At 36.6% G+C, this 24,367-nt stretch carries 23 protein-coding genes; 2 read left to right on the top strand and 21 right to left on the bottom strand.

Annotated elements, in window-relative coordinates; translation table 11 throughout:
• Positions 1-164 precede the first annotated feature (164 nt).
• The 17 genes from L2764_RS05245 to L2764_RS05165 form a co-directional block, all read right to left on the bottom strand.
• Entirely contained in the window at positions 165-980 is an 816-nt protein-coding gene (locus L2764_RS05245) for a glycosyltransferase (RefSeq protein WP_248939182.1), read from the bottom strand.
• Positions 981-1,008: 28 nt separating this feature from the next.
• Positions 1,009-1,878, bottom strand: coding sequence for a glycosyltransferase family protein (locus L2764_RS05240; RefSeq protein WP_248939181.1), 870 nt, complete (start codon positions 1,876-1,878; stop codon positions 1,009-1,011).
• 5 nt (positions 1,879-1,883) lie between these two features.
• Positions 1,884-3,203 (bottom strand): hypothetical protein, encoded by a 1,320-nt coding sequence (locus tag L2764_RS05235; RefSeq protein WP_248939180.1) that lies wholly within the window; start codon positions 3,201-3,203, stop codon positions 1,884-1,886.
• A complete protein-coding gene (locus tag L2764_RS05230) occupies positions 3,191-4,105 on the bottom strand; it encodes a glycosyltransferase family 2 protein (protein ID WP_248939179.1) in 915 nt (304 codons plus the stop codon). The genes L2764_RS05235 and L2764_RS05230 overlap by 13 nt, the downstream gene beginning before the upstream one ends.
• 11 nt (positions 4,106-4,116) lie before the next feature.
• A complete protein-coding gene (locus L2764_RS05225) occupies positions 4,117-5,373 on the bottom strand; it encodes an O-antigen translocase (protein ID WP_248939178.1) in 1,257 nt (418 codons plus the stop codon).
• A complete protein-coding gene (locus L2764_RS05220; protein WP_248939177.1) occupies positions 5,370-6,470 on the bottom strand; it encodes a DegT/DnrJ/EryC1/StrS family aminotransferase in 1,101 nt (366 codons plus the stop codon). The genes L2764_RS05225 and L2764_RS05220 overlap by 4 nt, the downstream gene beginning before the upstream one ends.
• Positions 6,463-7,419 (bottom strand): GNAT family N-acetyltransferase, encoded by a 957-nt coding sequence (locus L2764_RS27965; protein WP_248939176.1) that lies wholly within the window; start codon positions 7,417-7,419, stop codon positions 6,463-6,465. The genes L2764_RS05220 and L2764_RS27965 overlap by 8 nt, the downstream gene beginning before the upstream one ends.
• On the bottom strand, positions 7,413-8,336 hold the full coding sequence (locus tag L2764_RS05210) for a glycoside hydrolase family protein (protein WP_248939175.1): 924 nt from the start codon (positions 8,334-8,336) through the stop codon (positions 7,413-7,415). Before L2764_RS05210 ends, L2764_RS27965 begins: the two co-directional genes overlap by 7 nt.
• 12 nt (positions 8,337-8,348) lie before the next feature.
• Entirely contained in the window at positions 8,349-9,026 is a 678-nt protein-coding gene (locus L2764_RS05205; RefSeq protein WP_248939174.1) for an acetyltransferase, read from the bottom strand.
• Positions 9,010-9,420 carry a sugar 3,4-ketoisomerase gene (locus L2764_RS05200; RefSeq protein ID WP_248939173.1) on the bottom strand — a complete coding sequence of 137 codons (411 nt, stop codon included), beginning with the start codon at positions 9,418-9,420 and terminating at the stop codon, positions 9,010-9,012. Before L2764_RS05200 ends, L2764_RS05205 begins: the two co-directional genes overlap by 17 nt.
• On the bottom strand, positions 9,410-9,973 hold the full coding sequence (rfbC, locus tag L2764_RS05195) for a dTDP-4-dehydrorhamnose 3,5-epimerase (RefSeq protein ID WP_248939172.1): 564 nt from the start codon (positions 9,971-9,973) through the stop codon (positions 9,410-9,412). Before rfbC ends, L2764_RS05200 begins: the two co-directional genes overlap by 11 nt.
• 5 nt (positions 9,974-9,978) lie before the next feature.
• Entirely contained in the window at positions 9,979-10,860 is an 882-nt protein-coding gene (gene rfbD / locus L2764_RS05190; RefSeq protein ID WP_248939171.1) for a dTDP-4-dehydrorhamnose reductase, read from the bottom strand.
• A complete protein-coding gene (gene rfbA / locus L2764_RS05185; RefSeq protein WP_248939170.1) occupies positions 10,860-11,756 on the bottom strand; it encodes a glucose-1-phosphate thymidylyltransferase RfbA in 897 nt (298 codons plus the stop codon). The genes rfbD and rfbA overlap by 1 nt, the downstream gene beginning before the upstream one ends.
• On the bottom strand, positions 11,756-12,835 hold the full coding sequence (rfbB, locus tag L2764_RS05180) for a dTDP-glucose 4,6-dehydratase (protein WP_248939169.1): 1,080 nt from the start codon (positions 12,833-12,835) through the stop codon (positions 11,756-11,758). Before rfbB ends, rfbA begins: the two co-directional genes overlap by 1 nt.
• 101 nt (positions 12,836-12,936) lie before the next feature.
• On the bottom strand, positions 12,937-15,105 hold the full coding sequence (locus tag L2764_RS05175) for a polysaccharide biosynthesis tyrosine autokinase (RefSeq protein WP_248939168.1): 2,169 nt from the start codon (positions 15,103-15,105) through the stop codon (positions 12,937-12,939).
• A 110-nt stretch (positions 15,106-15,215) separates the two neighbouring features.
• Positions 15,216-15,659: a low molecular weight protein-tyrosine-phosphatase gene (locus tag L2764_RS05170; RefSeq protein WP_248939167.1), complete on the bottom strand. Its 444-nt coding sequence runs from the start codon at positions 15,657-15,659 to the stop codon at positions 15,216-15,218.
• A gap of 81 nt (positions 15,660-15,740) precedes the next feature.
• Positions 15,741-16,898 (bottom strand): polysaccharide export protein, encoded by a 1,158-nt coding sequence (locus L2764_RS05165; protein ID WP_376708376.1) that lies wholly within the window; start codon positions 16,896-16,898, stop codon positions 15,741-15,743.
• Between the two features lie 931 nt (positions 16,899-17,829).
• Here L2764_RS05165 and L2764_RS05160 point away from each other — a divergent pair.
• Positions 17,830-18,075 (top strand): hypothetical protein, encoded by a 246-nt coding sequence (locus tag L2764_RS05160; RefSeq protein WP_248939166.1) that lies wholly within the window; start codon positions 17,830-17,832, stop codon positions 18,073-18,075.
• Between the two features lie 190 nt (positions 18,076-18,265).
• Here L2764_RS05160 and L2764_RS05155 read toward each other — a convergent pair whose 3' ends face one another.
• The 4 genes from L2764_RS05155 to L2764_RS05140 form a co-directional block, all read right to left on the bottom strand.
• Positions 18,266-18,844: a thymidine kinase gene (locus L2764_RS05155; protein WP_248939165.1), complete on the bottom strand. Its 579-nt coding sequence runs from the start codon at positions 18,842-18,844 to the stop codon at positions 18,266-18,268.
• Positions 18,845-19,114: 270 nt separating this feature from the next.
• The gene (locus L2764_RS05150) at positions 19,115-20,683 is read right to left on the bottom strand and encodes a Na+/H+ antiporter NhaC family protein (protein WP_248939164.1); all 1,569 of its coding nucleotides are present in this window, start codon (positions 20,681-20,683) and stop codon (positions 19,115-19,117) included.
• A gap of 420 nt (positions 20,684-21,103) precedes the next feature.
• Positions 21,104-22,027, bottom strand: a complete 924-nt coding sequence (locus L2764_RS05145) for an electron transfer flavoprotein subunit alpha/FixB family protein (protein ID WP_248939163.1) — start codon at positions 22,025-22,027, stop codon at positions 21,104-21,106.
• Positions 22,027-22,776, bottom strand: coding sequence for an electron transfer flavoprotein subunit beta/FixA family protein (locus L2764_RS05140; RefSeq protein ID WP_248939162.1), 750 nt, complete (start codon positions 22,774-22,776; stop codon positions 22,027-22,029). The genes L2764_RS05145 and L2764_RS05140 overlap by 1 nt, the downstream gene beginning before the upstream one ends.
• 367 nt (positions 22,777-23,143) lie before the next feature.
• Between L2764_RS05140 and L2764_RS05135 the strand changes: the two genes are divergently transcribed.
• The gene (locus tag L2764_RS05135; RefSeq protein ID WP_248939161.1) at positions 23,144-23,536 is read left to right on the top strand and encodes an H-NS histone family protein; all 393 of its coding nucleotides are present in this window, start codon (positions 23,144-23,146) and stop codon (positions 23,534-23,536) included.
• The last annotated feature ends 831 nt before the right edge of the window (positions 23,537-24,367 follow it).

Here is a 24,367-nt window from a genome sequence, read left to right as displayed (position 1 = left end):
TTTTAATAGCTCTTCTAACGGATTGACTGGTGTCTCAATAGAAATAACATTATCATTTTTAGTCATTGCGATGTTCCTTTTGTTAATTGTTGATCGGCCAAGATCAATTAATAGGTTACATCGCAATGCTTTATCCTCATACACCAGAAACGACTATAGCTCCGCTACTTTTCTCGTGAGTCAAAGAATTTCATAGTTTTGGTGATTCTGACCTGACACCACAGTGGGAAGATAGAGCGTACAAAAGGAATAAAGCAACACATAGACTTAGTAATTCCCAAGCCACAAGACATGCTTCCTTTAAATCCAATTTTTCCTTGCGTCCAAGCCAAAGCTGGTGATTGTTTAGATTGTGTATGTCTGTCAAATCGATAATAAATTAGAGGTTCTTTTACATTAGCAAATTTGAAGTCATTACGCGCAGCTCTAAACCAAAGCTCATAATCTTGGCGACGGCGTAAAGCCGTATCATAAGCCCCAATATTTAATATACGATCCTTACGAAATATAATACTTGGATGAATGAGAGGATTCTTCCACAAGCTAGTGATAATTCCATCATGTTGAACAGGATTTACTCTAGTACCAACCTTGTTCCCATTTAAGTCAATAATAGTTGCAGCGCCTCCCAAAATATCGATGTTGCTGTCATTGATTGTTCTTTCCTGAACTTCTAGACGATGAGAATAGCAAATATCATCAGTATCAAACCTAGCTACCAGGTCACCAAAACACTGTTCTAAACCTGCGTTAAGGGCACCAGCAAGCCCTACATTTAACGGAAGGGATACTATATCTAAAGGGAGTAAATCACAAAATCTGCTTACAACATCCTCCAAGTCTTTTCCGATCGGACCATCAAAAACAATAACGACTTGATCAGGTTTTCTTGTTTGAAAAACCAAACTTTCTAAGCATTCTTTAAGAAATACAGGGTTTTCTTTTTTAAAAAGCGACAATAGTACAGATATCTTATTCACTAATTTACCCACGCTAGGTTATATTTTTCTATGTTAATGAGGAATTTTTATTTCTAAAACCATCAACTAAGCCTTTACTCATAAATCTAAACCTATTAAAGCCTTCATCAAGAATTATCGGGTAAACACAAATTTTCAATATGATTTTTAGTATATTCTTTAGCTTCCACCGAAGTGGAATGTGCTTCATCATCGACAAAAGTATAGTATTTCTAAACTGGTAGTAGTGGCGAAATGGTTTGGAGACACCTATTTTAAACGGACCAATAACCTTATGCCCTTCACCTAAAGAGTGCAATATTTCTACATTAGGACTAACAAAAGATAAAAGAGCAAAAGATTTAGCTCTCATACACCATTCCCAGTCAACCAGATCAATAAATAGGCCTTCATTCTTTAAGCCACACACTTCAACTCCCTGCTTTGAATAGAAGAAGCCAGAGCTTAATGTATGCTCTACGGGAATAGGTGACTCTAGCGAACCATAATTATAGTAATCTATACCTTGCTCTTCGGAAATAGCTATAGGACCAACGCCCAATATAGGGCCATTCCTATCAACAATGTCTATATAATCACGACAAATACTATACACATAATTTTCAGAAAGCTTTGAATCTTGGTCAATTTCCAGAAAAAAGTTATAGCCATCTTTTTTTGCAGCTTCATATCCTATATTTTGAGCCACTGCTATGCCTTTATTATCGTGAAGAGTAATCATCTTAATTGATGAAGGCAATAACGAATAATCAAAAGGGATTGGTGAATTGTCAACCAAATAAACTTGGCCACATTGTCGTATATAAGTAGATATATTACTAGAAAGAGACGTGACATTTGGGTTGTAAGTTGTTAGCAATATAGCTACTTCTTTATTATCTATTTCATTTATCATCATAATAACTATATTCTTTTTAATACATTCAAAAGTATTGACACCATAAAAAATATCAATATTACATCGAAGACATATGCCATTCCCACTGTTGGCTCTACAAGAACAATTACGAGCCTAAACCAAATCGTTACAAAGAAAGCTGACATACTAATAGATTTTCTATTGTTCAAGCAATAGTCATATACTTCTCTATTAACAGCTCCCAAGCTAATACCAATCAATATAATAAACAAAGCACCCGGAACGATACCAAGATATACGTATGAAAAATAATCAAAGTGACTTGTAGGACCACCTGCTGTTGTATTATCACGATCATAATAAAGCAGAGCTTGACGCCCCACAGAGTAATCACCAGCATTATAACCCACCAGCTTACTCATCTGAGTAATACCGATAATAGGTGTAAATAACCTTACAACAATATTATCTGTATCTATTTGGTCTATTACTTCATTTGGAAGTAACAAATATGCAGTATTACCGTTTGATATCATTCTATTGATAAATCGTTCAACTAATAAAGGAGCTCCAGATATCAACTTAGATGCCTCATCAGCTGAAACATTATTTTGTTTTAAATTAATAGACAATGCCAACAGAATAAAAGCTAGCCCAAGAGCTATTATTTTAACTTTCTTTCTAAAATTTATCTTAGGTACAACACCATGAATAAGAAGACCTAAATAAATCCCCATCAGAGAAAATAAAATTGATATCTTTGCGCCATTTAGAAATGCAGAAAAGACGACAAACACAGCCAATATAAAGAACCTAAAATAACGACTCTTCCAGCCACTTGACTGAGCAGCAGCGATAGCTGAATACACAACTATAAACATTGAAATTGCATCCATGATGCGAATATACGCACCAAATCCACGGCTATTCTCAAATCGATTTGTATCAGCAAAAATACCAAAACCTATTTTATAGATTATAAACATAGCCAAAACTGAGTATATAATCAGCATCACCTTTAAAAAATCTCTTTCATAAGGAGCTACGATATATCGACAAAAATTAGACAATACCTTTGCTTTAGCAAACTTAAAGGATAATCGATAAAAAATAAGAAGGCATAGTAAATATACAAATGAGAATATTACATACTCAACAATAATGTAACCTTTGAAATATAAAAAACTAACAATCGCATACTTAGTACTAAATCCTACAACCAAAATAACATAAATTGGGTTCAATACACCACCAAAAAGCTTAATTCTTGTAAATAAATGGAGGAATAAAAATATAGCAAAGTTCAACGCAAGGAAAAAATATAGATCATCAAATAATAAAGATAAGAACTCTAACGTGTGCATTTATTTACCAAGCGTTTTAAAATTAGCAAAACAGAATAATATAGCCCTAAGGCAATATCGTTGAAATTTGAAGCGCCTAAAATTCCCTTTGCAGCACTAAAGTTTAAGTCTCTTATCGAAACAGCCAAATAATAACCAAATTTTCTTGCAATTGCTTCATTCTTTATGTTTTTAGGTGCATACTTCCTTAGTACCTGTGTTGTCATTAAAAACTGTCTCAGGGTTTTCGTATAGCTATTCGTATCATGATGTCTATATTTTACACAAATTATATCTGGTAAAAAAAGAAAGTCATGACCATTACGGGGATACAAGGATAAAAGCCGAAGAAACATTGAATAATCATCGGCAATAATATCGCTATCCCACCCTCCAATAGCAATTAATGCTTCTTTCCTAATTATAGTTCCTTGAGATAGAATGGGACTTGGAGAGTTTAGATATAACTCGTTAAACCTATCTGTTTCACTTAGGCCAAAAAATAAATCATGTTGTTTTTTATAAACTGGAGTCTCTCGGCCATCAAGTATTAAATTATTAGCCCCTCCGATAACATATTTCAATTTTGGTTCACTACTTATTATTCCAAATAATTCTAAAACATTTTCAGGAACAACAATATCATCAGATGACATTAGATAAATATAATCAGTGGTACATTTTTCAAGAAATACATTTAATGAGTCAACGACTCCTTTATTCTCTTCTTTGCAAACAAAGTCGATTTCATTTCTAGTATCATTCTGTTTTATATAATTCCTAACCACCTCTACTGAATCATCGCTAGAAAAATCATCAACAACATAAACCCTTTTATTAGGAATATTTATACTCAGTATTTTATTGAGAGTTTTTGTTATATACTTTGCATGGTTATAAGATGGTACAAATATTGTTAGCACAGATGCCTCCACTATTCAGGGCTAAAGGATAGTTCACTAAACACTAAAAAAAATGAAACAAAAAAGTAAATCACGTAATTGATAAAATACGCATACGTAATACCAACCAACCCGAACAAATCAATAAAATAGATAGATAGAATAACAAACAGTATAGAAAAGAAAATTTCGCAGAATATAAATGACTTCACCTTAGCTTTGGCTAGCATTAGATAACCAAAAAACCATGATGCGATCTTAATTACGTCACCGCTTAATTGCCATTTAAACAAAACTGACATTTCATGGAATTTGTCACTAAACAAAATAATAATAACATACTCACGTAACAAATATATTAAATATCCCAAAACACAAGCAATCAAAACAAATATTATGATCCCTTTTTTAACCTCTAACCAAATCGAATACTTAGAGCGCAAACTAGAGAATTTAGGAAGATAGTATACTGATAAAGTTGATGTCAATACCATAAGATACATCGATGAAATGTACCACACACCTTGCCAATAGCCTACTGATGCTGAATCGAGCTCATTTGTCATGTAATCTCTAATTACAATATGAGACACCGGAACAACTATAGCAGAAACAAGCGCCATTAGGCCAAATTTCAGTAGCTTTCTAGCATTATCCTTATCTACTAAATCTATTCTTTTAGCAGCTACTAAAATAGCATTATTTTTAAGGAGGAAAAGTAAATATAGAAAAACTAGTGATTGATTAAGAATTAGAGCAAGTAACACCCCCTTTAATTCATAAGATACAATCAAAACAAGTGTTAGTATTATGGAAATAACACTTTGAACAATATTAACTTTAAACCAATAAGTTGTATTACCTAAACCATTTAGAACTGATAAGAAATAAGTATTAAAAACATAAAAAACTAATACTGCACCTAAAGTTCTAATAATATAATCATATTCAGGACTAGCAAACACACGAACGGATATGTATTGAGGAATCAAATTAAAAACAATTGCAATCACAACTGAAAGTGTAAAACCGATAACAAAAGATGTCGATACCACCGAGTTAATTTTATCTTCATCTCCATAGCTTTCGGCACAGTACTTCGTTATACCTGCGTTTATTCCCCCTTGCCCCAATACCATACATATCTGTATAAAGCTTTTAAACTGCCCTATCGTAGCAAGTCCAGTCGGACCTATAAAGACAGCCACAGCTTTGTTTAAAATCAAACCTGATAGCATTTTAAAAACTGTAACTATCAGGCTTAAAATAGAAGTCTTCGCTAAACTCATTTGAAGTCATTAATTAAAGCTATTATTTTTTGCACATCCGCTTCTAACATTACAGGGCTAATAGGCAAACTTAATAAAGAATAATGATCATGAGTGATTTTTTCACCTTCAGAAAATTCATAATCGGCATAAGCAAGATGATCTTGAATCCCTTTAGGGTAATGTATTTGAGATTCCACACCATTCTCTGATAAGTAATCTTGAAGTCTACTTCTTTCATTACACCTTACAACAAATAAATGGAAAACATGTTCATCCCAACATTTTATATTAGGCACACGAATTAAAGAGTTCGATATATTATTTATATACTCTTTTGCTACTTCCCTTCTTTTTGATATATCAGATTCAATATGTTTCAGCTTAACACTTAAGAAAGCAGCTTGGAGTTCATCCAGTCGACTATTAACACCTAAAAACTCATGCTCATATTTTACTTTACTTCCATAATTAACAAGCGTTCTAATAGTTTCAGCCAAAAGCTCATCGCTTGTTGTAACAGCTCCTGCATCACCAAGAGCTCCTAGATTTTTTCCCGGATAAAAGCTAAACCCAGCAGCATCACCGATAGAACCAACCCTTTTACCTTCAGATTTTGCACCGTGAGCCTGAGCTGCATCTTCTATAAGTAATAAATCCTCACGATCTGCAATATCTTTTATTGCATTCATATCGCATGATTGACCATATAAATGCACCGCTAGTATAGCTTTAGTTTTCGGACCAATAGATTTTTCAATCGATTCAGGGTCTATATTATACGTTTCTTCTGAACAATTCACTAATTTCAACTTTAAATTATTATCAGTGACAGCTAAAGCTGATGCTATGAAAGTATTCGATGGAACCAATACTTCATCACCGTCTTTTAACTTCCCCATTAAAATATAAGCTTTGAAAATCAATGATAGAGCATCTAAGCCATTTGCGGTACCTACACAATATTTCGAACCACAGTATTGAGAATAGTTCAGCTCAAACTCACTAAGTTCATTTCCATTAATATACCACCCCGATGAAAGCACACGCTCGAAGCTTTTCTTCAAATCATCTTCATATTTTTCATTAACTTTCTTCAAATTTAAAAATTTAATCATTATATCTAACCTGATATGTATCAATTGCTATGCTTCTTCCCCCAAAACTTTCTTTCTGAGAAAGAAGACCCGCATTTAATACCTTTCCATTTTCTTCTGTGGAGATCCCAAAACTAAAATATTCAAAGCCTTTATTTTTGTACTCTGACATACTTTCTTCAATAATATAGTCTAAAGCTCCGATTTCTTTTCCATTATCGTTTGTCGCCAGGTACTGCGTATGAACAACATTATTAAAAACAAAAAGTAAAGATGCAGCAATCATTTCCCCATCGACCTCAATAGATTTGAGAATAATATTTTTTGGAAAATTAATTTTCAAATAGGACAGCTCTTCAATAGAATGTACTGGGTATGCACCATGTTTTTGTAGTACATTACTTAGTAAGCTATAAAACTTTGAAAAATCACCATCAGTTTCAATGCTTAAATTGTTTTTCCTAGCTTTACTTAATAGAGCTTTTCTACCTTTAGATATCTTCAGTTTGTTATTTAAATACACTACGGTAGAAAGCTCTCTTTTAGCTATACTAGCTTGGTTTTCATTCAATATAAAATACAAGTCTTCTTGAGAAGAAAGTTCATGGAATATATAAGGCATTGCCTTATATATTAGGCTATTTATTTGGTGAGAAAGGCAGTGATTTTTCATCGACTCCATAACCAATCTAATTTTTACACCTCGAACCCTTGGTTGAAAAATTAGCCCTCCATAGGTTAATCCTCCATGGCTACGTAATTCAACCCCTTCTTCTTGTCTATGTATTGTAGCAGGAAGAACCCCTACTAACTCATCTTCAATAAAAAACATCAATGAATAGTCTTCAAACTTATGGCTATGATACTCCAGAAAATCACGTTGAAAAAAAAATAGAGGAGTCTTACTATTTTTTACAAAATTGTCCCACGATAATTTTTCTTTATCACTATATTTTTTACAAGTTACCACTCTAATAACTCCGCAACACCAAAACCATGTCTACCCATATTATTTCCATTATAAAAACAATATACTTTATTACCTACCGCTAATAAACGAGGGTAACAAAGGTGGATAGAGTCAAATCCATCATAAGATAAAGGTAAGCCGAAATCGTCATCCTTCCGCTCCCATTTAATGCCATCTTGAGAATATGCTACGCCTGGATAGTAATCTTTTCCAGTCTTGGTTCCTTTTGTATAAAACATAAGATAGCCATCTTTTATTTTATATACCGAAGGACGTCCAATGCGATATTCTTCATTCTCATTATCAATGCAAAGAATATCAACTCTATCTTTGTTAAAAGTAACTCCATCGCTTGATTCTGTATAATGTATATTATATTTTGGATAGTCTACGCCACCTATATTTTGCCATGAATCTCCAGCAGCGTACCAACATCGGTATATTCCATTTTCTTTAATTACCGTATGAATAGCATTAATTGTCAATCCATTGTCACTTCTATCTAAGATCGGAGTATTCTGAGTTCGACTAAATGTCTCTCCTCTGTCTTTACTTATAGCTAAACCAGAAAACGCCAAAAACTTTGCTTTTTTAACTAATTGAAAGCCAACATAATACATCCATAGCTCATTCTCGCTGCGAATGATATCACCAAGAATAATGCCATTATCATCAAAACCCCCATCAAAACCAATATCTAAACAAGGTTTCTGAGAGTAATTTATTACTTTTGTTGGATCATCAATTGAAAGGTCTACATAACCAATTCGAGAAATACCTTCTTCATCCCTCATTCCTGAATATACGCGAATTGTCATATCATCAAGAAGAAAAGGGGTTGGCGTTAATGCACTATTGCTGGCCCAATCGAAAGCAATCTCATCAGTATCAATAAACCCAAGTTTATTCCATAACATTACTTAATTCTCTTAGAGTTTTACAGATAGTGCGCTTTTGTTAGTGAAAGGTTTTGCAGGATTACCTACATATATCTTTTCTTTTTCTTTCAGCTTTTTAGTTACTAAACTAGCAGAGCCTAAAATACTAAATTCTGGCATTTCAGTTCCATCATTTAGAGTAGAGTTGACACCTAGGAAACAGTTTCTGCCAATTTTACAATATCCAGATATTACAACGTGAGATGAAACAAAAACATTATCGCATATTTCAGTTTGATGCCCAATGTGATTACCGCTCCATAAAACCACATTATTTCCTATTGTTACAAATGGCTGCACCGTATTATTTTCAAATATAAAGCAGTTATCACCAATTTTTGCATTTCGCCAAACAAATGCTTTTGAACTGATATATGTGGCCATAGTATAACCAAGCGCCTTAGTTTCAAGATATAATCTTTCTCGAAGGCAGTTTAACTCTGAAGCAGGAATAGCTACAAATGCATCATATTCTTCTGAAGGGTATAATTCTGATATTTTGCTTCGTGCTACAATTGGCAAGCTTAAGTATTCATCACTATTCAAATACTCACTGTCTACAGAAAAACCACAAACTTCATATTCTGAATCATGTGTAAAGTATTCAAATGCAATTGCAGCGAATTCACCTGCACCAATAATAACAAGCTTTTTATTTTTCTTTACCATCTTCGACGATTCCTTTAAATTTATTATAGTCTCTTATATAGTCTGACTCATCATACTTCTCGCTAGCTATAACTAGTAATACACAATCTTCACTAAAATTATGCATCTCACGCCAAGTAATACCAAAAATATGTAAGCCTGTATTAGGCGAATCTAGGTGTACTATCTTTCTATTTTCACCATTATCTAGTATAAAATCACAGCTACCTTTAACACAAACAGCGACTTGTTCTAGATCTAAATGAGCATGAAAACCTCGAGAAATACCTTCTTTAGTATCATATATATAGTATATTCTATTTATAGAAAAAGGTATTAAGTCCAAAGACTCTAAGGCGACAAGCTTACCTCTATGATCCCCAACAACATTGAAATCAATTAGTTTATAATTCAATTTGATTCCTTCCTAATATAATTTCAGTCCTTTTCCCCAATGTATCTTTATTAGATAGCATTGGAAGGCCTCCATCTAAAGGCCAATCAATATCAAAGAATTCATCATTCCATAATAAAACATGCTCGTGCTTAGGGTTATAATAGTCAGTGCATTTATAGACAAACTCAGCTTGCTCACTGGTCACATAAAATCCATGAGCGAAGCCTTCTGGCACCCAGAGCTGACGCTTATTCTCAGCAGATAAATATTCACCAACCCAGTGACCGAACGTTGTTGAATCTTTACGAATGTCTACTGCAACGTCAAACACCTCCCCAGAAACTACGCGAACCAATTTTCCTTGTGCATTTTCTGTTTGGTAGTGCAGCCCACGCAAAATTCCTTTCTTCGATTTTGAATGATTATCTTGAACAAATACAGTAGGCTTACCTGTTACTAATTCTTCAAATTGCTTTTGATTCCAAGTTTCCATAAAAAAACCACGCTCGTCACCGAATACGCTTGGCTCTATAATTTTCACATCAGGAATAAGAGTATCTATTACTTTCATCTTACTTATCCTGTATACGATTGAATATTATTTAACGCAGCTTTCCAATCACTCGCTTCCACAGAAAAAGCATCCGTGATTTTGTCGGTACTTAATCGAGAGTTGTGCGGGCGTTTTGCAGGTGTCGGGTATTGGTCGGTAGTGATACTGGTTAAGCTAGGTTTTTTAGCAATAATGTTCTGCTCTACAGTCATATTAAAAATGACTTCAGCAAACTCATGCCAACTCACATGGGGTAAACCTGAGTAATGATAAACACCGTATTCAACGACGTCACCTTGAGTGATACGCTTCGCGATTTTAATTAGCGCAATAGCAATATCACCCGCATAGGTTGGGCCACCAAATTGATCGCCAACAATACTCAACGCATCGCGAGTTGCACCTAAACGCAGCATGGTTTTAACAAAGTTATTGCCATTCTCATCAAAAACCCAAGCGGTACGCAATAGAATATGACGATCGCAAGCTTTAGCGACTGCAGCTTCACCCGCTAATTTGCTTTGACCATAAACGCCTTGTGGTTCAGTTAGATCACACTCTGTGTATGCGCCGTCTTTATCGCCATTAAACACATAGTCTGTTGAAATGTGTAATATCGCAGCTCCAATATGAGTCGCTGCCTCGGCTAAATATTGTGGTCCTTTAGCATTCACTTGATAAGCCAATTCGATATCACTCTCTGCTTTATCGACGGCGGTATAAGCCGCTGCATTAAATATGATATCAGGTTTGAAATCGGCAATGTGTTTCTTAACTAAACTTTCATTTGTAATATCCAGTTCATGACTGTTTAAGGCCAATAGAATGACATCCTCTTGGGTAGAAAGCAGTTTAACTAAATGAGTACCGACTTGACCATCTTTTCCTGTAATTAACGCGCGCATTAAGAAACTCTTTTCACTAATAGTAAACTTTTATCTAAAACTAATTTTTTTAAATATTGACCATATTCATTCTTTAACATAGGTTGTGATAGTCGAAGCAAATCATGTTCAGTTAACCAACCATTTCTATAGGCTATCTCTTCTAAACAAGCAACTTTTAATCCTTGAACATTTTCTATTGTTTGCACAAATGAAGAAGCTTCATGCAAACTTTCGTGAGTCCCTGTATCTAACCAAGCAAAACCACGGCCTAACAGCTCAACATTAAGTGAGTCATTATCCAAATACATTTGGTTAATACTGGTTATTTCCAACTCACCACGCTCTGATGGCTCAACTTTTTTTGCAAAATTTACCACTCGATTATCATAAAAATAGAGTCCGGTAATCGCATAGTTAGACTTAGGTTCAGTCGGTTTTTCTTCTATATTAAGAGCTCTATAATTATCATCAAACTCAACAACACCGAACCGTTGGGGATCTTTCACTTGATAACCGAAAACTGTTGCACCACTCTTGCGTTCGACGGCTTTTTTCAATGTATGGCTAAAGGATTGTCCATAAAAAATATTATCACCCAGCACCAAGCAAACATTATCATCACCAATAAAATCTTCTCCAATCAGAAAGGCTTGTGCTAAACCTTCAGGCTTTTCTTGTACTGCATAAGTTAATGTGATGCCATAATCACTACCATCACCTAATAAGCGCTTAAAAATACTATTATCCTCTGGCGTGGTAATTATTAAAATATCCTTTATTCCAGCCAACATTAGTGTCGACAATGGATAATAAATCATGGGTTTATCGTAAACAGGAAGTAGCTGTTTAGAGACTCCACGAGTCAGTGGATAAAGCCTTGTACCTGATCCACCAGCTAAAATAATACCTTTCATTATAATGCTCCCCCTTCTTTTACTGTGCCTAAACGCTCCCCTGTATATGAACCATCCAGTACTCGGTTCCACCAAGTTTTATTATTCAAATACCATTCGACCGTTTTGCGTAGGCCCGACTCAAATGTCTCTTCTGGCTTCCAACACAACTCTCGCTCTATTTTAGATGCATCAATTGCATAACGCACATCATGACCAGGTCTATCTGTCACATAAGTAATCAACTCTTGATATTCATTCACCCCTTCAGGCTTATTGGGTACCAACTCTTCAAGTAATATACAAATTGTATTTACAACCTCAATATTGGCTTTTTCATTGTGGCCACCAATGTTATAAGTCTCTCCAATTTTTCCCTCTGTCACCACTTTATAGAGAGCACCAGCATGGTCTTCCACATACAACCAATCACGTATTTGCAAGCCATTACCGTAAACGGGTAATGGTTTACCCTCTAATGCATTTAGAATAGTTAATGGAATTAACTTCTCAGGAAAATGATATGGGCCATAGTTATTGGAACAATTTGTGACTAATGTTGGCAAGCCATAAGTGCGTTGCCATGCTCGCACTAAGTGATCACTCGACGCTTTCGATGCAGAATAGGGGCTACTTGGTTCATAAGAAGTCGTTTCTGTAAACAAGTCATCCGTTCCTTCTAAATCACCGTAAACCTCATCGGTTGAAATATGATGAAATCGGAAAGCTTTCTTCTTATCATCAGTTAACTTATTCCAATAATACCGCGTCGCTTCCAATAAAGTATAAGTGCCGACAATATTGGTTGCAATGAAAGCTGCGGGGCCATCAATAGAACGATCTACATGGCTCTCGGCGGCTAGATGCATTATCGCATCAGGTTCATATTCACTAAATACACGATCGAGCTCTAAACGATCACAGATATCGACTCGCTCAAAATGATAGCGATCACTATGCTCAACGCTAAATAATGACTCTAAATTTCCCGCGTAAGTGAGTTTGTCAATATTAATAACACTGTCATGAGTATTTTTTATTATATGGCGCACAACGGCGGAACCAATAAACCCGGCACCGCCGGTCACAAGAATTTTCACACTTCTATCCTTAACCATACTTAATATCATTATCTGCTCTGAACTTATTCTAAACTTACTCTAAATAAATAATTAATAAGATCAGACACTACTAACCCACCCTATTTCACAGGCTCGTAACTATAAGAGTATACCTCATTAGCATTTCTAGCTTTTTGCTCCACCGCATTCAATACAAAGCCTTTGACATTAATGCCTGATTGCTCGAAACGACGATAAGCAATTTCAATTTCTTTCACAGAACTGACCCCAAAACGTGCAACCAATAATGTGGTACCCGCTAATGCGCCAACAATACTGGGATCGGTTACCGCTAACACCGGTGGGGTATCAATAAGCACTATGTCATACTCTTTCGTTGCCCAAGTCACAAAGTCTTCAAATCGTGGATGCATTAGTAACTCTGATGGATTTGGCGGCACTGCGCCGCGGGTGACGATATCTAAATTTTCAATACCCGATGATTTAACCACCTCTTTTATTTCAAGCTTGCCCGATAATAAATCAGACAGTCCATCATCGGACTTCAAGTTGAACTGTCTTTGAAGGTAGCCTTTTCGCATATCGGCATCGACTATCAATACCTTTTGACCTGTTTTAGCTAACACTGCGGCAAAGTTTACCGACACAAAAGACTTGCCAATCCCAGGAGCCGGTCCTGAAATCATTACTACATTATTTTTAGCTTCCATCATGGCAAAATGAAGACTGGTTCTCAAACCTCGTAATGCCTCAATGGCTAAATCTGCTGGATTAGTTTCAGCAAGTAAGGCCTCATATTCTTTGAGCTTTTTCTTACGCTTAAGATGAATATCGATGCCCGCTTGCCAATCTGATTTTGGAATGCTGGCATAGACAGGTAGGCCAAGTTGCTCAATCTGCTCTGGGCTTTCCACTCCTCGATGTAATGCAGCTCTTAATAACGTTAATCCAATGCCTAACATCGCCCCTAATAAAGTCGCTAACATAAGCACTAAAGCTTTTTTAGGTTTAATCGCTCTGGTGTATGCTTCTGCTTTATCTAAAATCCTTACATTACCTACAGTGCTGGCTTTAACAATATTAAGCTCTTGTATTTTATTTAACAATTTCAAATACAGTTCTTGATTGACTTCAACATCACGCATCATCCGTAAAATGTCACGCTGAGTTTTGGGCAACTTCTGAATAGTTTTATTCAAACGCTCACGTTCGTTTAATAACGTTTGTCTATTATTCATTAAAGATATATAGGCTGGATGCTCCTTGGTAAACAACTGAGATATCTCGCTCTCTTTAAAGGTCAACTCATTCAACTGTGCCTCTAGCTTCACCATAACTTCTAATGACGATTTAGCTTCTAAGCCGAGATCAATCGAGTCATTTTCTTGTCTAAAGTCATTCAGCTTTTCTTCAGCTTGTACTAACTCAGTTTTTACCGCTGGCAAGTGTTGCTGTAAAAAAGCAAGACTATTTTCCGCCTCAGCTGAGTTTCGCTCAACATTCTGTAAAAAATAATCTTGGCTAATATTATTCAAAATGTTTTCTATGTGAACTCGATTTTCCCCCGTAAACGATAATTGTAAAACCCCCGTTTTTTTACCTTGTTCAGAAACAGCTAAGTGGCTTTGAAGCCAAATCACAGCATCGAGGCGAGAGCGCTTCTGAAGCGTAAAACTCATCTCTTGACTGGCCTGTAAATCGGCAACAAATAAGCGATAATCGCCTTTTTGTGCTAGTTCTCCTACTCGGCCCGTTAATATCTGATTATCGTGGCTATCAAATAGCTCATAGGTCCCAATTTCAGGGTTAGTTACTGTTAATTTGTAGTTAACAAACTCCACATTTAAATATAACACTTGTGGTATATTAAAATGACTAATATCAATAGAATCATTATCTCCCATGATTTTAGCCATTCCCTTGCCAATAGCAGGAAAATATTTAGGCTTAGCTACTGTAGTTAAATCCAGTTTATCGACGGTTTTCCCCAGCACCATTCGTGATTGGATCACTTGAATTTCAGTGGTCGCAGATGACTCACTGGCAAACATGTCAGCCATCTCACCAAAAGCCGGCATGCCTGAGCTTTTTTCTTCTATTTGAATTAAGGCATCAGCTTTATATATCGGCGTGGCTAATAAAGCATAAGCGATACCTATCAGCATAAAAAAAACTGTAATACCTATAATTAACCAACGATGATCTAATAAGGTACCGAATAATTTTGCTAAATCAATTTCATCACTCGACTCTGATAATGTATTAGGTAGGTTTTGTGACACTGTCATAAAAAGATAAACTCACTATATTATTAATAAGGAATATGCCTATAACTGATTATTTTATTTAACTTCCATTTTAATTGACTTTTATCTTTCAATTAAAATAAAGAGGTTCTTTACTTTATTTTTTCAGCCCAAGTATTCGCCGACTTATCTATTAGTTCGTAAGCATACTCAAACGCTTCTTGACTTAATTTATAGGGATCCGGAATATCTTGTTGCCCTATCCATTGGCCAAATAACATGGTTTTTCCTCTGGCGGATGGTGAGATCTTCGTTACCGCGTCGATGTGGCCTTTTTCCATCACTAGAATCAAATCATATTCTTGACATAACTGAGCAGTCAATTGACGAGCCTTGTGAGGCGTTAAATTAACTTCATTTTTACTGGCTATTTGTACTGCCATGGCATCGGCAGGCTTGCCCGATAAGCGACTTTTTTCTGTGGCAATGCCCGCGGAATCCACTTGCTTATGGGGCAATAATTTTTTAAGCAGATACTCCCCCGATGGCGAACGACAAATATTACCCACACACACTACTAAAATTTTATTAAACATGCTTGTTACCAAAATAGTTCTTATCAAAAGTAATCTGTATCGAAATTATTTTTAGCCAAACTTCTAATCCCAAGGTAATGTTCACCAAGAAAGAGTCCTATTGTATGATTGTGTTAAGTAGTTAATACCAACAATCGTTGGCAATAGATTATTCATGACTCGATTCCAACGAGAAATAGGCTCAGTAGTGACATAAACAATATCATAGGGCTGTATTTCAAAAGCCGTACCGATAACCATGGCAGTCGCATCGGAAATATCCAACTGATAAATACTCGCAATCGATTTATCACTAATATTATTGCCTCCTAACCCGACTTTTTCACTCGTTCCGTTACTCACAGAAGCCATTAATGACTTATTGGCTCTAATTACAAACACACCCGTCGCATCAGATTTCTCTTGATTTAGGCCGCCAACAGTACTCAGGGCTTCAGTTAAACTCATACCCGCTCTATCTATAATAATCGTTTTAGGGGTTTTCACTTCTCCCATGACAAATACTTTTTGGCCATCATTTCTGGGGACATGAATAATATCCCCAGCTTGCAGTAACCTATTTTGAGTTAAATCGCCTTTTTGCATCAGCGCATATAATGAGACCTTTGTCTCTTCGCCATCTCGAGTTAAGGTCACATTACGCCAATCTGCATCCTCGGCTAATCCACCCGCTTGATTAATGGCATCAAGTAGAGTTAAAGGCACATTGGTGATCGCTTGCTTACCTGGCTTATCAACTTCTCCCGTTACATAAGTTTTTTGCGATCGAAAGTTAGCCACATTGACATCCACTTGTGGACTTTCAATATATTCAGCCAAACGAGTCGACATTTCATCGCGTATCTCAACCACGGTTTTACCTGCAACGGTCACAAAGCCAATATAAGGATAGTAAATACGGCCATCGGTGTGCACCCAGTTACCCGATTCAGTGGCACTCCGGTATGATCCTGCTGGAATAGTTAACTCAGGATGGTCCCAAACGGTAACATTAAGAATATCGGCCGGCCCAACGCGATATTGATAATTAGCAATTTCTTCATCCATCGCAAGATTTACAGCGGCAATAGGTTCAGGTGTTCGGTATTGATTAACAAAACGGGGCGTTAACTGGTAAACATTGACTAAAGAGTCGAAATCGGCCTCTTTATTGCTTGATGACTTATCCTTAATAGCATTTTTACCTGAAGTACTTAAATGCTGACCTGGTGTAACGCAAGCCACGATAAATGTTGACATTAGGCCAACTAAAATTAACTTAGAGAAACTATTCATGATTAATAACTTGAAATTAAGAATAAGAATGAGAGGATTACTGGGGAGTAATTCGTCTCTTAAAATGGGTCGCTAGGTACGAACACTGGCCATTAGCTATGTTTAAAGCTGTTTGAAGAACACTACTGTTGAAGAGGATTAGTCTTGAAATAGTCATCTCAAATATTGGTATATATTAACTTAACCGCTAGTTCAATAATGCCGTTAAATGATATATGGTTAAGCCACTATTTAATGGGGATTTTTAATGGATAGTTGTCAAATCCTTGTGACCTTAAGTTTAGTCTTTTTAATCTAAAAAATTAGTGACAGACACGCTACCGCCTATGAATTCCGGCTTCCATAACGCCACTAATCCTTTATTATCAAGCAATTAACACCTGACGGCTTGTATGTAATAGTTAACGTAGTTAACACTCAACTTCGTCTCAGAACGTAAAAAGTCTCACATGAATAAACCATATATTAACATCTGATTTTATCCCAACGTAACGAGTGTTTCTACTCTGTTAAACGCCGAACATCATACACTATAACTGACAATAAAGTTGATAAAAATGAGTAAATTTACTCAGTTTTTTGACCAAAAATTCCCAATTGAATATTTAACAAGCACTCTCCAGAACGAACAAGCAAACATTTATTACATGTTAACAATATTCATAACGCCACGGCTTTCATTCAAACATCATCATGCAGCTCTAATTGGCCATACTTAGGTTTCATGTTTATTCAAGCTCATTGAAGATGCAGGATCCGACTGGCATTAAAAACGTTTAGGTAAGGTCGTTAATTGCTCCTGCATTAATGACATTCCCGTCATCCATGACGGTCTTCTTGAGCAGATAACCTAGTTGCTCTATGTTCATATTCTATAACAATTGAAGGAAAGCGAATGAAAACTCAACCCAAAGCGACTATCTTTCAACTAACCGCTATTTTCAGTGCTCTATTTGCCTTAGTAGGTTTTAGTTATAATGTCTGGAGGATGGAAATCAGCGAACACAATACTACAGTTCGATCAGCCAGTTTTGAACTGTTACTCCAACTAGCCGAACTGGAATCCATCATTTATGCCAATTTTTATGATAAAAATATCAGACAACGACAGCAGTGTGCAGGAAGTTATCGCCGCCATTGATCAAGTCCGTGATGAAGTTCGCATAGCGGTAAACGATTTAAATTGACAAACAGAGTCATTATTTACTCACACTAGCCTAACGTCTTACAACAAAACCCCTACCCTAGGATAATTTAATCCATTAGTCTCAAACTCTCACTAAGCGCTTAAGTTTACGCTCAACAGTTAATTGACCGATTTAAATCAAAGCCTACTCCCAAATCAAGGTTCTGAAATGCTTTCGACAAACCGACTCATAACTTTCATTACCGCCAATAGCCACTTGCTTTCCTTCACTAATAGGTTTTCCTTCGCCATCGAGCCTCAACACCATATTGGCTTTACGACCGCAATGACAAATGGTTTTCAGTTCAACCAGTTTATCAGCCCAAGCCAATAAATACTGACTCCCCACAAATAATTCACCTTGAAAATCCGTTCTCAACCCATAACATAAAACGGGAATATCGAAATCATCCACTATTTTAGTCAATTGCTTAACTTGCTCTTTGGATAAGAACTGGCATTCATCCACTAAAATACAATGCAGTGATGACTCCTCAAGCTGCTGTTTAACAAGTGAGAGTAAATTATCAGCATGATTAAATATCTGTGCTTCACATTCTATCCCAATCCTTGATGCCACTTTGCCCACGCCATATCGGTCATCGATAGAGGCTGTCATCACCAGCGTATTCATGCCTCTTTCTCGATAGTTATAGGATGATTGCAATAGAGATGTCGACTTACCCGCATTCATTGCTGAATAATAAAAATAAAGCTGTGCCAAACTTTTCATCCTTCTTGTTTAAAAATATTCCTAACTAACCTGAAACACAAAGTAGAGTGATCCTATACCCAAATCCATTGTCAATGATCGTTGCACCGCCTATCAAATGGCTTCAATTTAAAGACGTATCATGAAAGCATTTCGCATCTTTTTATGTGATAAAAATACATAAAAATGCCGTAATCAACATCCTGATCACGGCATTCAATAATATCAAAGACTTAACAATAAGTGAGTATAAACTTACTGTTCAACAATCAATAATCACCTCTAATAACGCCCTTGATTTGACTTCATTCTGAGTAAGATAACACTAATCACAAAAAGAAAACTACAGGTGATAAAACCAATTGTCACAGAGCCAGTAAAACCTAATACTAAATAACCCACGAAGCTGATCCCAGCCACGATAAGCGCATAAGGTAATTGCGTTATAACGTGATCAATATGATGACAACCCGCACCAGTGGAAGATAAAATAGTGGTATCAGAAATAGGTGAGCAGTGATCCCCAAAAACAGCCCCCGCCAACACAGCAGCAAGCATAGGAAGCATCATCGCACTATGGCTTCCCATTGCCATATCGGCTGCAATTGGCAACATAATACCAAATGTTCCCCAACTGGTCCCTGTCGCAAAAGCCGTTAATCCTGCTAACACGAATAAAACAGCGGGTAACATTTCAAAAGGGATATTACCCGTAGCTAAACTCGCCATATATTTACCCGTTTCTAGCTGACCAATAACGGCTGCAATCGTCCAAGCAAACATCAAAATATATAAAGCGGGTAACATAGAACGAGCGCCCATGCTCATCCCTTTAATAATCATTTTTTTGTCAATCCCTTGTACGACGCTCATGATTAACGTCACAGCTAGACCCACAACGGCACCCAAAAAGAGTGATGAACCCACATTGGTATTTTCAAACGCACCAATAAAGCTAAAATCAAGTCCCTTAGCAGCAAGGACTTCTCCACCGCTACTCACCATAAAATAAAATGTCGCCAATACCAATACGGATATCGGTAAAAACAAACCTAATATGTTGCCTGAACTGGCTTCAGGTAAATCAGAAACGGCGCCTGGCGGTAATCCTTTAGACTCATCATATAAATTACCTTTTTGAGCATTCAGTTCATGCTCCCGCATGGGGCCAATATCCAGTCCCATTAACGCAACACAAATAAGGAGCAATAGGGCGAAAATGGCATAAAAGTTCATTGGGATCATTTGAACAAAGATACTTAAATGACCAGTATCAGCAAAACCATGAGAGGTTAATATACCGCCTATTAGTGCGATAATATAAGCGCCCCAACTTGAAACAGGCGATATGACACAAACGGGAGCCGCAGTTGAATCCAATATATATGCCAGTTTACTACGAGATACATAGTATCGATCAGTCAATGGTCTAGCGACACTTCCCACCACTAAGCTATTAAAATAATCATCGATAAAAACGACGCACCCTAAAAAGATGGTCAATAATTTTGCGTCACGCTTATTACGAATATGCTTTCTTGCCCACTCAGCAAACGCTCTGGCTGAACCACTGACGGTGATTAGCGCCGTGATCATGCCCAATAACACAAGAAAACCAAGAATATACAAATTCCAACTGTTTAACGCACCATCATTCCAAACAAGGCTGGTGACTTTAGCTGTTAAATATTGACCTGTACCAACAATGGAAAAATCTGTTAAAAGAAGGCCTCCAATAAGGATCCCCAGGCCAAGAGAAAGTAATACACGGCGAGTAATCATCGCCAACACTACTGCTACCACAGGCGGCAGCAAAGAGAGAGCCGAATCGGCATAGCTTATAATTGTCATTTATCTTCTTCGCTAAATACAAATGGAGGACAACTGAACTGATGGGGTTTAGCACCTATCCTGTCTTAGTCGCACATCATAGCCATATCCGTTAAATCAATATGAACTTACTTCTCATCCTGATAAGTAAACTATGTGAATAAAGCTAATGTACTCTTGTCGATAATGTTATCAATATCTAACAACATATGAGTGAGTATTCTGAAAGAAAACCTTCTTCATTAGCTCTGAATTCAGTGCGACTTAACTAACCTCAACAACCCACTGCAAATTGACACGCGCCACATAAAAGCACAAGCGGCGAAAGGGAGCGAGCCTTTTGCCACTTTTCGTGATCTTAGTCACATTTTGTAGCCGTGTAAAAGTACAATGTTCAATTATGATAAGCAAGTATTGATTTTATTTATTGCCTGAGCTTTTTTAAACGGAGGCAATCATCTCTGGTACAGCTTCAAATAAATCGGCAACGAGTCCATAATCAGCCACTTGAAAAATAGGTGCCTCAGGATCTTTATTGATCGCAACAATCACTTTTGAATCCTTCATACCGGCAAGATGTTGGATAGCGCCTGAAATGCCTACCGCAATATAAAGATCTGGCGCGACAATTTTCCCCGTTTGCCCGACTTGTAGATCATTCGGCACAAAACCCGCATCAACCGCTGCACGTGAAGCCCCTATTGCCCCACCTAACTTATCAGCAAGTTGTTCTAATATTGCGAAGTTCTCCCCACTCCCCATGCCTCGACCACCTGAAACAATAACTGCAGCACTGCCGAGTTCAGGACGTTCAGACTCTGTTAGCCGTTGAGAAATAAATTCAACTTTTGGGGCAATAATGTTATCTAAAATGAGCAGTGATGCACTCCCATCCATTGCCACAGCATCAAATGCACTTGACCTCACTGTGATCACCTTTTTATTATCATGGCTCTGTACTGTCGCTAGCGCATTACCCGCATAAATAGGTCGAACAAAAGTGTCAGCGGCAATGACTTCAATGGCTTCTGATATTTGAGCCACGCCCAAGAGAGCCGCAACGCGAGGCAGGACATCTTTCCCCACACTTGAGGCCGCGGCTAAAACATGCTCATAATCAACAGCAAGTTCAACCATTAATTCAGATATATTTTCAGCTAAATGACTTGCATATTCAACAGCATCAAGATAGATAACTTGTCTAACACCCGTAAGCTTCTGCGCCTCTTCAGCAACTTGTCGGCATTCATATCCAATCACCAACACATCACACTCACTGCCAATCGCTTGAGCACAAGCAACCACTTTTGCTGTATCTAATTTCAAACTGACGTTATCATGCTCTGCTAATATTAAAATGGCCATTAGATCACCTTCGCTTCATTTTTCAGTTTTTCAATGAGTTCATCAACCGATTTTACAATAATACCACCGCTGCGCTGCGCTGGAGGCACCACTTTCAAAATAGTCTGGTGCTGTTTTAATCTCACCTCTAAAGAATCTGGAGTAATGACCTCTAATGGCTTACGCTTCGCTTTCATAATATTAGGTAGCTTGGCATAACGTGGTTCATTTAGGCGAAGATCGGAAGTGATCACGGCTGGAAGCGATAACTTTAACGTCTGCAACCCACCATCAACTTCACGCGTCACAGTAAGACAGCCCCCATCAAGCACGACTTCTGACGCAAATGTCGCTTGTGGCATATTACCCAGTGCGGCTAACATTTGCCCCGTTTGATTATTATCACCATCAATCGACTGTTTACCTAATATGACCAACTCTGCCTGCTCTTTTTCTTGAACAGCATGTAATATTTTTGCGATAGAAAGAGCCACTAACTCATCATTAGTCTCTACGTGAATCGCTCTGTCAGCACCTAATGCTAATGCCGTACGTAACTGCTCTTGAACAGCTTTAGTACCAATACTGACCACGACGACCTCTTGAACCTTGCCTGATTCCTTCAATCGAACCGCTTCTTCTACAGCAATTTCACAAAAAGGGTTTATCGCCATCTTTAAATTCGCGGTATCGACTTGGTGGGTGTCAGTGTTAACTCTGACCTTCACATTAGCATCGACGACACGTTTTACTGGTACCAATACTTTCATAAGGCTTCCTTTACGTCTCTTTAATATGGTTTGAATAAATATACCTAAATAAGTTGAATATATAGCTCGCTTAGGTTGGAATAAATGAACGCCACACACCACTAAATGGCTATCAATGTCACACCTCACTTTACTTGCTGTTAACGTTAACGTCAACTCGATTCAAACGATCGTTTTTATTTATGTTTAATTTATATCCACACAACAGCAACAAATTAGTTAAAAAAACATTAAAAAAGCATTTTTTTTATTTAAAAACCAAATAATATTCATTTATTGCAATATTTATTTGATCCATAGCTAAATAGTTTCTATTATTCGTACTTGAATATAAAAACTTTCTACATTGGATTGGATCTTAATAACTATGAGCGAATTTCTAGATATATTAACACATGGACGTCGATTTAAAGCAGCAGTAAAGGAATTGACCTTAGAGCAGCTTCAAGAGCTTGCCGATAAACTTGAGAAAGTCATTGATGAAAAATCTTCTCAAGCTGAAGCAGAAAGTGAAGCGATGGCTGAACGCAATGCTAAAATTGAAGAAATCCGCAAGCAAATGGAAGCTGTTGGATTATCAATCGATGATATTGGCGGCGCAGCAATCAAATCGGCACCGAAAAAACGAGCTCCTCGCCCGGCCAAATATAAAATCAATGTGGACGGTGAAGAAATAACATGGACAGGCCAAGGTCGTATGCCTACTGTTTTTAAAGCGAAACTAGACAATGGTGGCAAGATGGAAGATTTCCTTATTTAAAAAGAAAGCTATTCTCTAAATAAAAAAGCCCAGAATGACTGGGCTTTTTTTATACATAGGATGCTTAATCCATTGAGTAACTAAACTATTCTGAGTCATTTTACTCGGTCCCTCTAGCGTTTATACTTTTAAAAAATCACTTAACATTCTAAAATTATTGGAATTAAAATTAAAGCACTCTCTGATAGATTATCTTTTCCGCGCATTCTATACTGTCTATTTTTGACATTATAAATATAATTTTTATTAATTGAACTCTTCACTAATTAAGGCGTCTATATAATCTTTCAAGTATTTTAATATTGATTAGTCTATTATTCATTCGTATAATAAAATGAGTGATATTACGAATAATACTAATGTAGAGTTAAAGTGTATTAATCTTCACTTAAGAGAGTCCTCCCGTTAACAATATTTGCCTTACTCTACATAACAAGTATAATGAATTAACCAAATATTCTTCATTAATGCACTAAAAGCCCTTCATTAAAAATGCAATATTTCTCATTTATATTATTTATCTACGTTTTAAAATTAAATCAGTTTAATTTGAAAAGAGTTAGTAAAGACACCTTTGAACAACGAAAGATAGAAGATGCCAAAACTTGACCTAATCATTTCATTTTATATTGGCTATTTTCCATATTCCAACGAAATGAGATCTATTTTTTGTAAGCAAACGTAAAATAAAACCCACCTTTTATCAGTCACTCATAGGCTCGACGTAATGAAGCTTACTTATATTGATAACCTAAGCATCATCATAGATTATGCCCTCTCAATGTCCCTTAATAAATGACTCAATAGACAGATAATTTCTTTCTTATGCTC

Origin of the sequence: Shewanella surugensis, assembly GCF_023284005.1 — a bacterium.
Classification (GTDB): domain Bacteria; phylum Pseudomonadota; class Gammaproteobacteria; order Enterobacterales; family Shewanellaceae; genus Shewanella; species Shewanella surugensis.
This window is presented reverse-complemented; position numbering and strand designations above follow the sequence as displayed.